This window comes from Ideonella sp. FW305-24 (assembly GCF_058788035.1).
The window spans coordinates 23,040-36,063 of record NZ_JBYTAI010000014.1 but is presented as its reverse complement, the minus strand read 5'-3'; the positions used below and the strand labels follow the sequence as shown (position 1 = coordinate 36,063).

14 protein-coding genes are annotated in these 13,024 nt (G+C 67.0%); 7 read left to right on the top strand and 7 right to left on the bottom strand.

Going from position 1 to position 13,024, the window contains the following annotated elements; translation table 11 throughout:
• Position 1: 1 nt before the first annotated feature.
• The 4 genes from AC3WR5_RS27120 to AC3WR5_RS27105 form a co-directional block, all read right to left on the bottom strand.
• A complete protein-coding gene (locus AC3WR5_RS27120) occupies positions 2-1,273 on the bottom strand; it encodes an ROK family transcriptional regulator (RefSeq protein WP_492488561.1) in 1,272 nt (423 codons plus the stop codon).
• Between the two features lie 40 nt (positions 1,274-1,313).
• Complete coding sequence (locus AC3WR5_RS27115) at positions 1,314-2,147, bottom strand: ATP-binding cassette domain-containing protein (RefSeq protein ID WP_141290256.1); 834 nt, start codon at positions 2,145-2,147, stop codon at positions 1,314-1,316.
• Positions 2,147-3,205: an ABC transporter permease gene (locus AC3WR5_RS27110; protein ID WP_492488559.1), complete on the bottom strand. Its 1,059-nt coding sequence runs from the start codon at positions 3,203-3,205 to the stop codon at positions 2,147-2,149. Before AC3WR5_RS27110 ends, AC3WR5_RS27115 begins: the two co-directional genes overlap by 1 nt.
• A gap of 115 nt (positions 3,206-3,320) precedes the next feature.
• A complete protein-coding gene (locus AC3WR5_RS27105; protein WP_492488557.1) occupies positions 3,321-4,337 on the bottom strand; it encodes a sugar ABC transporter substrate-binding protein in 1,017 nt (338 codons plus the stop codon).
• Between the two features lie 366 nt (positions 4,338-4,703).
• On the opposite strand from AC3WR5_RS27105, the gene AC3WR5_RS27100 reads away from it, so the two are divergent.
• Both AC3WR5_RS27100 and AC3WR5_RS27095 read left to right on the top strand, forming a co-directional pair.
• On the top strand, positions 4,704-5,639 hold the full coding sequence (locus AC3WR5_RS27100) for a carbohydrate kinase family protein (RefSeq protein ID WP_492488555.1): 936 nt from the start codon (positions 4,704-4,706) through the stop codon (positions 5,637-5,639).
• Positions 5,636-6,271 carry a nucleoside/nucleotide kinase family protein gene (locus AC3WR5_RS27095; RefSeq protein ID WP_492488736.1) on the top strand — a complete coding sequence of 212 codons (636 nt, stop codon included), beginning with the start codon at positions 5,636-5,638 and terminating at the stop codon, positions 6,269-6,271. The genes AC3WR5_RS27100 and AC3WR5_RS27095 overlap by 4 nt, the downstream gene beginning before the upstream one ends.
• A 154-nt stretch (positions 6,272-6,425) precedes the next feature.
• Here AC3WR5_RS27095 and AC3WR5_RS27090 read toward each other — a convergent pair whose 3' ends face one another.
• Entirely contained in the window at positions 6,426-7,328 is a 903-nt protein-coding gene (locus AC3WR5_RS27090; RefSeq protein ID WP_492488553.1) for a hypothetical protein, read from the bottom strand.
• Positions 7,329-7,563: 235 nt separating this feature from the next.
• Positions 7,564-7,878: a transposase gene (locus AC3WR5_RS27085; protein WP_492488551.1), complete on the bottom strand. Its 315-nt coding sequence runs from the start codon at positions 7,876-7,878 to the stop codon at positions 7,564-7,566.
• A 198-nt stretch (positions 7,879-8,076) separates the two neighbouring features.
• Between AC3WR5_RS27085 and AC3WR5_RS27080 the strand changes: the two genes are divergently transcribed.
• The 3 genes from AC3WR5_RS27080 to AC3WR5_RS27070 all read left to right on the top strand — a co-directional run bounded on the left by AC3WR5_RS27080 (position 8,077) and on the right by AC3WR5_RS27070 (position 9,428).
• Entirely contained in the window at positions 8,077-8,385 is a 309-nt protein-coding gene (locus AC3WR5_RS27080; RefSeq protein WP_492488549.1) for a YlcI/YnfO family protein, read from the top strand.
• A complete protein-coding gene (locus AC3WR5_RS27075; RefSeq protein ID WP_492488547.1) occupies positions 8,382-8,702 on the top strand; it encodes a type II toxin-antitoxin system RelE/ParE family toxin in 321 nt (106 codons plus the stop codon). Before AC3WR5_RS27080 ends, AC3WR5_RS27075 begins: the two co-directional genes overlap by 4 nt.
• Positions 8,703-8,927: 225 nt before the next feature.
• Positions 8,928-9,428 (top strand): pyridoxamine 5'-phosphate oxidase family protein, encoded by a 501-nt coding sequence (locus AC3WR5_RS27070; RefSeq protein WP_492488545.1) that lies wholly within the window; start codon positions 8,928-8,930, stop codon positions 9,426-9,428.
• Positions 9,429-9,610: 182 nt separating this feature from the next.
• On the opposite strand, the gene AC3WR5_RS27065 is transcribed toward AC3WR5_RS27070, so the two are convergent.
• Positions 9,611-10,615 (bottom strand): transporter, encoded by a 1,005-nt coding sequence (locus tag AC3WR5_RS27065; RefSeq protein ID WP_231012521.1) that lies wholly within the window; start codon positions 10,613-10,615, stop codon positions 9,611-9,613.
• Between the two features lie 182 nt (positions 10,616-10,797).
• On the opposite strand from AC3WR5_RS27065, the gene ppk2 reads away from it, so the two are divergent.
• A complete protein-coding gene (ppk2, locus tag AC3WR5_RS27060; RefSeq protein WP_141291454.1) occupies positions 10,798-11,724 on the top strand; it encodes a polyphosphate kinase 2 in 927 nt (308 codons plus the stop codon).
• Positions 11,725-11,845: 121 nt separating this feature from the next.
• Positions 11,846-12,937 carry a restriction endonuclease gene (locus tag AC3WR5_RS27055; RefSeq protein WP_492488542.1) on the top strand — a complete coding sequence of 364 codons (1,092 nt, stop codon included), beginning with the start codon at positions 11,846-11,848 and terminating at the stop codon, positions 12,935-12,937.
• The last annotated feature ends 87 nt before the right edge of the window (positions 12,938-13,024 follow it).

Here is a 13,024-nt window from a genome sequence, read left to right as displayed (position 1 = left end):
TTCAGGCCGTCAATTCCTTCAGGAACAGCTCGCGGTCGGGCGCGAAGTTGGCGTGCAGCGGCAGCAGGGCGCCGCCCAGCGCGCCGGCATCGGCACCCACCCCGCCTTCGAACAGCGGCGGCAGCGTCACGCCTTCCCAGCTGTGGGCGCGCATCGCTGCTTCGGTGGCGCGCATCAGCGCGGCCAGCAGCGCGCGGTCAAACACGCCATCGATGATCACGCCGTCCAGGTCCAGCAAACACGCTGCGCTCTGGATCGCATGCGCCAGCGCCGGTGCCGCCTGCGCCAGCCAGGCTTCCGTCACGCTGCGCCACGGCGCCTGCAGCGACTGCTCGCCCAGCGCAGTCATCAATCCCGCGGCAGACCAGGCTTGCTGCAAGGTGTTCAATGAAGCCACGCTGAGCAGTTGACCGGCCGCGCCCTGCGGCCCGCTGCCAGCCGGGCCCAGCGGCATCGAGCCGACCGCGCCGGCATTGCCGGTGGCGCCGGTGCGCAAGTGGCTGTCAATCACCAGGCCACCGCCAATGAAGGTATCGACGAACACGTAGAGAAAGCTGTGCAGGCTGCGGCCGCGGCCGGCCACCAGTTCGGCCACGCAGGCGGCCGCGGTGTCCTTCATCGCCAGCACCGGCCATTCGCAGCGCTGGGCCACGGCCTCGCGCAGGTCCAGCCCGGCCCAGCGCGCAGCCAGCTCGGGCGCCACGCCCAGCAGGCTTTGCCAGCCGCCGAGCGCCAGCGGCGCGGCAATGCCCACGCCGCAAACCCGCTCCCGCGCGCCCGGCCCCAGCTTGCGGCGGATGCCGGCCAGCCGGCGGCCGATCTCGGCCAGCAGTTCGTCGGGATCGGGGAAGTCGTAGTTCCAGGACCAGCGGGCCTGCACCGCGCCGGTGAAGTCCACCAGCAGCGTGTCCATCTGCCGCCGGCCGACCTTGATGCCCACCGCGTACGCGCCCTGCGGGTTCAGCGACAGCGGCACCGAAGGCTGGCCGACCTTGCCGCGCACCGGCGCACCCTTCACGAGGTAGCCCTCGTCCAGCAGCCGCTTGCTGATCAGCGAAACGGTCTGCGCCGTCAGCCCCGTCAGCCGCGCCAGGTCCGCGCCCGGCATCGCGCCATGCAAGCGCACCGCCTGCAACACCACGCGCTCGTTGTACTGGCGCAGCCCGCCCTGGTTGGAGCCGCGGGTGGACAGGCGGGTGTCCCCGCCACGTGCCGTCGCGGCTTCGGCATCGGCTTCAGCAAAGCTTTCGCGGTCGGCGGTCAACGCAGGCAAGGGGCTCTTTCAGGGGCGAGACAAAAGGGGAAAACAGAACTCAAGCTGCCAGCATTTCGGCGGGCAATTGATCCGGCCGCAGCGCGCCTGTCATCACCGCCACAGTGTCGCTCATGCTGATTTTCTTCGGATTCAGCACCGCCGCTCGCTTGCCCAGCCGCGCCACATGAATGCGGTCGGCCACCTCGAAGACGTGTGGCATGTTGTGCGAGATCAGCACCACCGGCAGGCCCTTGTCGCGCACGCGGCGGATCAGCTCCAGCACCATGTTGCCTTCCTTGACGCCCAGCGCCGCGGTCGGCTCGTCCATGATGACCACGTGCTGCGCAAAGGCCGCCGCACGCGCCACTGCCACGCACTGGCGCTGCCCGCCCGAAAGCGTCTCCAGCGCCTGCGACATCGAGCGGATGCCGACCTTCAGTTCCGCCAGCCGCGCCGCGCTCTCAGCCAGCATGCGGCGCTTGTCCAGCATGCGCAGCAGCGTGCCTGGCAGGCCAGGCCGGCGCAGCTCACGGCCAAGGAACAGGTTCTCGGCAATCGTCATCGCCGGCGCCACCGCGAGGTCCTGGTAGACCGTCTCGATGCCGGCACGGCGTGCGTCGATGGGGCTCTTGAACACCGTGCGCTGGCCGTCCAGCAGGATCTCGCCCGAGTCCGGCAACGTGGCGCCGGAGAGCGCCTTGATCAGCGAGGACTTGCCGGCGCCGTTGTCGCCGATCACCGCGAGGATCTCGCCGGCACGCAGCTCGAAGTCGGCACCGTCCAGTGCCGTGACCTGGCCATAGCGCTTCACCAGGCCGGTGGCCTGCATCACGATCTTGGCTTTGGACGTGGGCGCGATGTGCGAATTGGTCGGGGTCGAAAACGTGGACATCAGCGTGCGCCTCGGCGGGAAAGTTGATCGGCAGCGACCGCAAGGATCACCAACACACCGGTGACCAGCACCTGGTAGATGGACGACACGCCCATCAGCGTCAGCCCGTTGCGGAACACGCCGACCACCAGCGCGCCGATCAGCGAGCCGATGACCACGCCGCGCCCGCCGAACAGGCTGGTGCCGCCCAGCACCACCGCGGTGATGGCGTCCAGGTTCTCGGTCTGGCCGGCATTCGGGTCGCCCACGCCCGTGCGCGCCACGCTGAGCAGCGAGGCCAGGCCATAGCAGAAGCCGGCCGTCACGTAGACCACCAGCAGCACGCGCTGGGTCGGAATGCCGACCAGGCGCGTCGCCTCGGGGTTGTTGCCCACGGCATAGACATGCCGGCCGGCGGCCGTCTCGCGCAACACGAACCAGGCCACGCCATAGAGCGCGAGCATCAGCAACGTGCCCCACGCGAACTCGGTGCCGCCGATGGCAAAGGTGTTGCCCAGCGCCGTCATCAGCGGCGGCACGTCGGTGATGGTCTGCGAGCTGGAATACAGCTGCGTGATCGCAAACGCGATGTTCATCGTGCCCAGCGTGACGATGAACGAAGGCAGCTTGACCCGCGTGACCAGCAGCCCGTTGACCAGGCCGAACAGCGTGGTCACCACCAGCCCGGCCAGCAGCGCCAGCGGTGCCGGCAGGCCGGCGTCCACCGCCAGCTTGCTCATCACGATGCCGCCCAGCGCCATCACCATGCCGCAGGACAGATCAATGCCGGCCGTGAGGATCACCAGCGTCTGGCCGATGGCGATCACGCCGACCACGGCGACCTGCTGCAGGATCAGCGAGAAGTTGCCGGCGGTCAGGAAGATGGGGCTTTGCGTGGCGAAGAACACGCAGGCGATCAGCAACGCGATGAACGGCCCCAGCGAGGCCAGGTTCAGCCCGGGCGGCAGATGGCTGCCGATGGTGCCTGCCGGTGCGGCCGGGGCTGTCGTGACCAGGGTCGGTCCGGTGGCAGGTGAATTGGCGGGCGCCGCTGCGGCGGCGGTCGGGTTGGGTTTCATCGCGGGGTCTCCTGCGCGCAGCGGCGCGATCTCAAGGAAGCGCAGGGCCGCTCCCAAGCTTTCTTGACCCCCTCGGGGGGCCTGCCGCGAAGCGGCAGGTCAGGGGGCGCCATCTTCACTTCTTGCCCCAGCAGAGCTCCAGGCCCTTGTCGACCGCCATGCTCTTGACGCCCGCTTGCGGACTGGCCGCGATCAGGACCACCCCGGTGTCGGTGTAGCCGCTGGGCTTCTTGCCGGTCTTGGCGAAGTCCACCCCGGCTTCGACACCCATGGACGCCATGGTCAGCGGGTACTGCTGGCTGGTCGCGGCGATCTTGCCAGCGCCCACGTCCTTGACGCCCTGGCAGCCGCCATCCACCGAGACGATGATCACGCCCTTCTCCTTGCCGGCCTTCTTCAGCGCGTTGTAGGCACCGGCCGCGGCGGGCTCGTTGATGGTGTAGACCAGGTTCACGCCGGGCGCCTTCTGCAGGCAGTTCTCCATGGCGGTCTGGCCCTTGGCCTGGTCGCCATAACTGTCGGCCATGCAGACGATTTCCGGGCCCTTGCCCAGTTCGTTGCTCTTGGCCTCCGGCGCCGCCAGGCCCAGGCCCTTCATGAAGCCGTTGTGGCGTTGCGCCCCCACCGGGTGGCCGGGAAACAGGTCGAGGGTGACGACCACCGGCGGCTTGCCGGCCAGCGCGGCCTTGGCGTATTGCCCGATCAGCTCGCCAGCCCGGTAGTTGTTGGTGGCGAACAGCGCGTCCACGGCGTCGGACGGATCCGTGGGGCTGTCCAGCGCGATCACCAGCACGCCCTTGTCGCGCGCCTTCTTGATGGACGGCACGATGGCCTTGCTGTCGCTGGGCACGATCAGGATCGTCTTGGCGCCAGCGGCCACCATGTTCTCCATGGCGGTGACCTGGCCGGCGTTGTCGCCATCGGCCTTGCCGGCACCGGTCAGCAGCTTCGCGCCCTTGGCCTTGGCGGCTTCGGCCGCGCCTTCCTTCATCTTGACGAAAAACGGGTTGGTCTCGGTCTTGGTGATCAGGCCGATCACCGGCGCGTCTTCGGCCAGCGAAGGCGAGGCAGCCAGCGACAGCCAGGCGGCAACGGCCAGCGTGGTCAGGGGAGCGGAGCGGAAGCAGGACATCGGGATGGGTCTCCTGGGGCAAAAACGCCGAATGGCGGCGCGGCTTGTTGTGGAGCGGATTCTGGAAACAGTCGATAAATAAATCAAGTAGATTGATTAATGGAAAACCACTAGCATCCCGCCGCGACGCGAGCGGCATGCTGCGGACCTGCCGTGCCGGCGCGTCAGCGGCACGCCGGCCGACCCCGAGCCCCGGGCATGGCGGTCCCGTCGCGCTGTCCGTTCTACGCCTGGTCGCCGCCAGCGGTCACCGCGTTTTCCCCGTCATCGTTGGCCCGTGTGCCCCGTGTCGGGCCCGCGGGCTGTCTTCACAATTCGCCTCGTTCCCAACCCGGCCCGCGGGCCAGCAAGCAAAGGAAGATTTCCATGATCGTGGTCAGCGGAGAAGCGCTGATGGACGTGTTCGACCTCGGCAGCACCGCCACCGGTCACACGCTGGACGCGCGCATTGGCGGCTCGCCGCTGAACGTCGCCATCGGTCTCGCGCGGCTGGCCCAGCCGGTGCGCTTTTTCGGCGGCATCTCGCGCGGCTTCCTCGGCGAGCGGCTGATGGCCGCGATGGAAGCTGAAAGCGTGGACACCAGCCTCGTGCAGCGCACCGATGCGCCGACCACGCTGAGCCTGGTCGGCGTGCGCCCCAGCGGCGTGCCGGACTACGCGTTTTATTCCCACGGCGCCGCCGAGTACCAGCTGCCACTGTCTGCGCTGGACAGCGTGGCCGCCGCGCAGCCCGCCGCCCAGGCCTACCACTTCGGCTCGTACGCAATGGTCATCGAGCCCACCGGCAGCACGCAACGTGCGCTGGTCGAGCGCGAACACCTGCGCAGCGTCATTGCCTATGACCCGAACGTGCGCGCCAATGTCGAGCCGGATCTGGCGCGCTGGCGCGAGGTGCTGGACTGGATGGTGCCGCGCACGCATCTGCTGAAGGTCAGCGACGAGGACCTGGGCCTGCTCTACCCAGGCGTGCCGCTGGCCGAGTTGGCAGCAGGCTGGCTCCAGGCCGGCGCTGCGCTGGTCGTCATCACCCGCGGCGGCGAGGGGGCCGAGGCCTGGTCCGCCGCCGGCCATGTGAAGGCCGCGCCGGTGAAGGTCGACGTGATCGACACCGTGGGCGCTGGCGACACCTTCCAGGCCATGCTGCTGACCGCGCTGAACGAGATGGGCCTGCTGACGCCAGACGGCGTGCGCGGCCTGAGCACCGAGCAGACCGCCCGCATCCTCGCACTGGCCACCCGCGCGGCGGCCATCACCTGCTCACGCCGCGGCGCCGACCTGCCGCGTCGCAACGAGGTGAGCTGACCATGCAGCTCCCGGCCGAAGCCCTGCAACGCGCCCGTGCCCTGCTGGCCCGCGGCGGCCGGCAACTGTTGGGCCTGGCCGGCCCACCGGGCGCCGGCAAGTCCACCGTCGCCGCGCTGCTGCTCGCCGAACTGGGCGACCAAGCCCAGGTCGTGCCGATGGACGGTTTCCACCTCGCCCAAGCCGAGCTGGAACGCCTGGGCCGCGCCAGCCGCAAAGGCGCGCCGGACACCTTCGACGCGGCAGGTTTTGTCTCGCTGCTGCAGCGCCTGCGCACGCCGGCCGCCGGCGAAACCGTCTATGCGCCCGAATTCCGCCGCGAGATCGAAGAACCCATTGCCGGCGCACTCGCCGTGCCACCCGAGTTGCCACTGCTCATCGTCGAAGGCAACTACCTGCTGCTGGACAGCGGCCATTGGGCCGGCGTGCGCCCGCTGCTGGACGAGTGCTGGCACATCGCCGTGCCACAGGAACAGCGGCTGGCGCAATTGATTGCCCGCCACCAGCGCCATGGGCGCAGCGCTGAAGATGCACGGGCCTGGGCGCTGGGCAATGATGAGCCGAATGCGCGGTTGGTTGAAGCGGTTGCCCAGCGAGCCGACTGGCAACTGGCTTGGCCGGCGGGCATTTAAGACATTCCGTCGCTTCCGATCAAGCCTCCAGCCGCGAAACAGGGCGGCCCCGGCGCTTTGTAAGCTCCAAGGCATCTGTTTTTCGTCCCGGAAAACGGGCTCCGCTTTGATTCCCCAAGTGTGCGGATTGGTCGTCAGTGTCCGGCGACTGCAGTTACTCGTAGGTCAGGCTGAAGTTGTCGAACTCAGTAGTCGCGTTGATATGCCCCCACAGAACCTGTCCGTGGTAGTGGTTATTCACAATCCAATGCGCCGGGTCTCGGTCTGGAAAATGGTAGACAGCGCAGGTTCCATCGGAATTCGTCGTCTTACAAAGCCGGAGGATCTGCTTCAGGCGAGCAGCGAAGTTGAAGGAAAATACCTTGTGAGTATTGAAGACGAACGGCTCCTGACCGAAATATGTCGCTGCGTCTGCAAACCCCCATGTCGCCGGCCCATCGGAGAAAAAGTACCCGCTACCAGCCGGGGTCCCATCGAACTTACCCAGTACGACCTGGTAGAACAGCGTCGTGTTGTCCACGATGTTCTTCAGGGTCAGCGAAGTGATGAGTTGGCCTCGCGTGACCGAGCAGGTGGTGTCGTAGGTTTGGTAGTACTTCCACTTGACACCCAGCGTGTGGTTCAACTTGGTGATCTGGGACAGTGGGGGGCTGCTCGTCCCCACCTGCGGATACCCTGGATACACCGAGTTGTAGTAGGCCGATTTGAGGTTCACACCGAAGAATCCGTCGAACTCTGACTTAGCGGCCGGGTAGCACGGGAGTCCGCTACCATTCTGGGCCATGACCCAGTAGGTGTCCCGGTACTCGACGCGCTGTGCCGCGTTACCGCTGACCCCACCGGAGAACGCTGGGAGGTTGGCATTCGCCCAGCTGCCGAATTGGCCGGCGTTCCAGCCTGCTGACGGATCGGTGGGGCCATACAAGGTTCCGTCGTAAACGATGGGGGACAGATAGAGCCCAGTAGGTGGAGGCGCGATAACCGAGGCAGCGGCAAATGCCGATCCGACATACGTGACGGCCAGGGTAAGGCCGGTGAAGAGTTTTCGAATGAACATTGGAATGCCCTGATTTAGAATTAATGATCGTAAGTCCCCAGCCAGCGAGGTACCAGCATGGGCTGAATAAGATGGACTATGAGTGGCATTGAGTCTAGCAGGCTGTTGGGCACTTCCTGAAACCCTTCGCGCAGTCGCGGGAGTTGCCGAGTCCGGGCTGAGGCGAGTCAGTTACACCGACTGTCGGGCATCAGCAGCCCGTTTCCACCCGTCGCCATGCCCCGCGACGGGCATTTCAGCCCTCAAGCAGGCCGTGCAGACGGACTTCCGCTCTTGACAGCCACACCAGCCTGCGCGCGTTGTACGCCCCGCATTGCATCGTGATCGCCAGCGCGTTGCGCGCCAGGGTCATCGCCCGCACGCACTTGCCGCCTTGCTGTGCCAGGCCGGCGAAGATGTGCTCAACCCGCGCCCGGGTCTTGTTGATGGTCCGGTTGCGCTGGTTCAGCCTCGTCTTGGCTGTTTGGCCTGGCTTGGCTCGCCGGGCGATGCCATCCTGCAGTCCTCTTGCTTGCAAGAGGGGCTTTAGAGGGGCTTTAGGGTCTTCCATTTCTACATCAAGCAAGTGCTGACACATCGCAGCACTTCAGTGCCAACAAGACAATCCAGAAACCGTGGGGCCGGAGCACTCGGCAACAACGAGCCGACCGGCAAGTAGCTGGGCAGGTATGAATTTGCGGTACCGCTTTGTTCGGGATCCCAGCCCGCTGAAATTGCTTCTGTATATCAACTGCTATACAGTTGGTCTATGAGCCGCTCCGCCACGTTGCCCCCCATCCGAGTCGAGCCCGAGACCAAGGCCAGCCTGGAAGCTGTGCTACGAGAAGGCGAGACGCTGACCCAATTCATCGAGAACGCGGTCTGCCGTGAGGTCGAATTCCGCGCGGAGTTGCAGGCTTCCGCCGCGCGCGCGAAGCGGGCCTTGCGTCGGGCCGACCAGGGTGAAGAACTGATTAGCGCTGAGGACTTCCTCGCGGGCATGAAGCAGCGCGCCGAGGCGGCGCAGAAGCGCATCCGTGAAGCAGTGGTGGCCAGAAACCAACAGGCCGCCGAGTGAATGGTCGCTACCGGCTCGTTCCAAGCCTCACGTTCCAGCAGGACATCGAGCGCCTGGAAGAACACATCATCCTGCGAGAGTTGGCCAGCCACACACCTGACGAAATGTGCCTGTTCCGATTCCGGGATGCGGTGGAGCAGGCCATGGGCATCCTCGCGTTCTCGCCGCACACCTGTCGCCGCTCAGACGAACACCGGGAATTCCGCGAACTGATCATCCCGTTCGGGCACGGCGGCTGCGTCGTGCTGTTCGCGGTGCGCGAGTTCGATGTGCTGCTGCTCGCGGCCAAGGACCAGCACGAACACGACTATCGCTAGGGCCTGGGGGCGCGTTGCCGTAGCGTTAACAGGCCCTCGCTCGCACTTTGCGCCTTGCGGGCATCGTCCGGGCAGGCAGCACGCGGCAAGGCAAACTGCCTGGCATGCAGGCCTGCGCCTACGCGCCATAGGCTGCTGAACCGATACGCGTGGCCAGCCTTGCACGGCACCCTGACGGTCTTGCGTGCCCGCACCGGGCGCGCCCAAGCCAAGGGACGCAAAACCATGACCACCGACACTCATCCGCGCGAAAAACTCTGGTCGCTGATCAAGGGCACCAAGTTCGGCCTGTTCACCACCCGCCATGCCAACGGCCACCTGCATAGCCGGCCGATGACCACGCAGAACAAGAAGATCGACGAGGACGACCGGCTGTGGTTCTTCATGTCGCGCAGTGGCGACTCGGTCAGCGATCTGCTGGCCGATCCCCAGGTCAACATCGGCTATGCCAACCCGAGCGACGACAGCTACGTCTCGGTCTCCGGCGTTGCCAGCGTGAGCACCGACGAGGCCAAGAAGCGCGAACTGTGGTCCAAGCTGAACGACGCCTACTTCAAGGGCGGCGTGGACGACCCGGACGTGGCCCTGATCGAAGTGCGCATCTCGCATGCCCACTACTGGGACGTGGACGACAGCAAGATCGTGCAGCTCTACAAGATGGCCAAGGCGGCCGTGACTGGCGAGCAGCCGAAGCTGGGCAAGGATGCTGAAGTTCGGATGAACTGAGCATTGATCACGAAGCCCTTCGACAGGCTCAGGGCGAACGGAAGGGTTTTGGCACGGGTCATGGACCCTTCGACAAGCTCAGGGCGAACGGAGCGTGGGCTCACGGCGAACGGCGTGTGGGCTCAGCCCGAGCACAAACTCCCGTTCGGGCTGAGCCTGTCGAAGCCTCCTGATGAGGCACCTCAATCCTTGCGCCGAAACGCAATCCACGCGGCGATCAGCGTGCAGACCGTGACCACGGTGACCGTGATCGCAAAGCCGTGCGGGCTGTCGGACAGCGGCATGCCGCCAACATTCATGCCGAAGAAGCCGGTGGTGATGTTGATCGGCAGCGCCAGCACCGTGACCATGGTCAGCGTGAACAGCGTCTGGCTGGTGCGCTCGTCGACCAGCGCTGCCATTTCTTCCTGCAGAAGCTTGATGCGCTCCTGCAGCGCCGCCGCGTCGCGGATCACCAGCGAGAACTCCTCCGTCGACTGGCGCAGTTCCTCCAGGTCGTCCTGCGCGATCCAGCGCGGAGGCTGGCGCAGCAGGCGGAACAGCGCCGCCGGCTCGGGTGCCAGAAGGCGCTGCAGCCGCACCAGCACCCGGCGCAACTGGCCCAGCTCGCGCCGGGTGTGGCGCACGCGGTCGTGCAGCAGACCGTCCTCGATGTCGTCGACCTTGACCGCTGCGTCGCGCACGATGCGCGCCAGCACGTCGGCCTGGTCGTTCAGCAAATGCGTCAGCAAGGCGACGGGCGACGCGAACTGCTCGCCCTGGCGCACGGCCTGGCGCAGCCGGTCGATCGAGCGCAGCGGATGCAGCCGGGCGCTGACCAGCAGCCGGCGGTCGACGTTGAGCCACAGCGTGGCGATCTGAGAAGGGTCGAACGAAAATTCGTAGGCCACGTCGTTGATGACGGCCAGCAGCTGGTCCTGCACGTCTTCCAGCCGCGTGGAACGCGAGCCCTGGTGCAGCGCCTCGAAAAACTCGTCGCGCAGGTCCAGGTTCTCGCGCAGCCAGGGCTCGGCCGCCGCGTCGGCCAGGCTGAAGTGCAGCCAGACGAATTCGCCGCGGCTGGCCTGGTCGCTGCCGGTCAGCCAGACCAGCGCCTGGTCCGGCCCGATGGGCTGGCCGGGCTGGCCAGGTGCGAACAAATAGCCGCAGATCAGGCCTTTTTCGTCGGGTCCGTAACGAGGGTTCATCGGGAATCCTGGGATCGGTAAAAGCAGCGCTGGCGGCCTCGCATGGTGCCGGTCCGATGCGAGGCCGGTGCCCGAGCGGACCGGGCTGTCACACTGGCGCGACGGCCCGGCCGCCTGTCACAGTGCCGACACGCATGCAGCCGAGCATGCCAGGCCGTCCCCATCCTACCCACGGAGCGCCCATGGCCCTGCCTTTATCCGACCATGGCGAGCTGATTCGCCGCATCGAAGCCGACATGCTGGACAGCCTGGACGAAGCCTTCGAGCTCGAATCCGAAGACAGCTTCACCAGCCTGGACGTCGACGGCACCCGCCCCGCCGACACCGACGCCAGCCGCGACGAACGCCGCCAGTACTTCCGCACCCTGTTCCAGCTGCAGGGCGAGCTGGTCAAGCTGCAGGACTGGGTCGCCAGCACCGGCCAGAAGGTCGTGATCCTGTTCGAAGGCCGCGACGCCGCTGGCAAGGGCGGCGTGATCAAGCGCATCACGCAGCGGCTGAATCCGCGCGTCTGCCGCGTGGTCGCCCTGCCGGCGCCCAACGACCGCGAGCGCACCCAGTGGTACTTCCAGCGCTATGCCGCCCACCTGCCGGCCGCCGGCGAAATGGTGCTGTTCGACCGCAGCTGGTACAACCGCGCCGGCGTCGAGCGGGTGATGGGCTTTTGCAGCGACGACGAGTACGAAGAGTTCTTCCGCTCGGCACCCGAATTCGAGCGCATGCTGATGCGCTCGGGCATCAAGCTGATCAAGTACTGGTTCTCGATCACCGACGACGAGCAGCACCTGCGCTTCCTGGGCCGCATGCACGACCCGCTCAAGCAGTGGAAGCTGAGCCCGATGGACCTGGAGTCGCGCCGCCGCTGGGAGGCCTACACGCGGGCCAAGGAAGTCATGCTGGAGCGCACCCACATCCCCGAGTCGCCCTGGTGGATCGTGCAGGCGGTGGACAAGAAGAAGGCCAGACTGAACTGCATGACCCACCTGCTGTCGCAATTCGACTACAGCGAGGTGCCGCACCCGCCGGTCGAATTGCCCGCGCGTGTTCGCCATGCGGACTACTCGCGCAACCCGGTGCCGGACGAGATGATCGTGCCCGAAATCTTCTGAACGACTGGTCGGGCCGCGGGGTCCGGCGGTCGCTGGCCCGTCCTTTGGGGGCTGCCAGCGGCCAGTGGCTGCCCCTATCATGGCTGCGCACACGCAAGCGCAGCAGCAGTAGGACAAGCCAGTGGCCAGCAAGCATTCGTCGAAACGACAACAGGCAAGAAGCGCCAGGCGGCAGCAGGACACCGCCATCGTCGTCGCCGGCCTGGGCCTGCTGTTCACGCTGCTGCCGCTGCTGCTGGGCAAGACAGCCTACGCACCGACCTTCGCCAGCGCAGCGCCCGTCGGCTGGGGGCTGCTCGCGCTGGGCGTTGCGGGCTTCCTGTGGCTGCGCTACCAGCACCGCGCCAGCGTCAGCCCATGGGACGGCCAGCGCATGGGCGACGGCGCGCCCCGCCGCTCGCGCAAACGCGGCGAGGGCGACCGGGTCGAACCTTCGCTGTTCGAGGAAGCCGGCCCCGGCATCGGCGTGGAGAGCCGGCACGCGGAACCGCCGTCCACCCTGCCACCCGCCCCGGCTTCCGTCTTGCCGCCCAAGCAGGCCCGCCCTCCCGCGCCTGCGCGTACGCCAGGCAGCGTTTCCACCCGCAACCAGCTGAGCCCGCGCCGCGTCGCCGGCACCTTGCCCGCCACCGCCAGCCTGGTGCCCGAACGGCCGACTGCCTGGAGCGTGGCCGTCTTCGAGGCCATTGAATGGCGGCGTTTCGAAGCCGTGGTCGAGGCCTTGTTCCAGCAGGCCGGTTTCGAGACCCGGTCCAAGTCCCATGCCGACGACGACGGCGTGGACCTCTGGCTGTACTCGCGTCACCAGCCCGGCCGCCCGGTCAGCGTGGTGCAGTGCAAGCACTGGCACGGCCGGCGCGTTGGCGTGGACCGGCTGCAGGCGCTGAGCGGCACCATGGCCGCCCGCGACGTGCGCCGCGGCCAGTTCGCCACCACCTCAGGCTTCACCCCCGAAGCCGAAGCCTTCGCCCGCGAGCACCGCATCAACCTGCTGGACAGCGAACGCCTGCTCGCGCTGATCACCCAGCGCACGCCCGAAGAGCAGCAACTGCTGCTGACCCTCGCGCTCGAAAACGACTACTGGCGCCCGACCTGCGTGAGCTGCGGCAAGAAGATGACCGAACGCGCCCGCCGCACCGACGGCAGCCCGTTCTGGGGCTGCACCGGCTACCCGCAATGCCACAAGAAGATGCCGATGCGGCTGCCGGCCTGACACCGGCCCGTCCGCCATCGCCATCAAGCCCTGTCGCGACCCGCCACGGGTTCTAGGGGGCCCCCGTCGGCCGCGCGCTGGATCGAA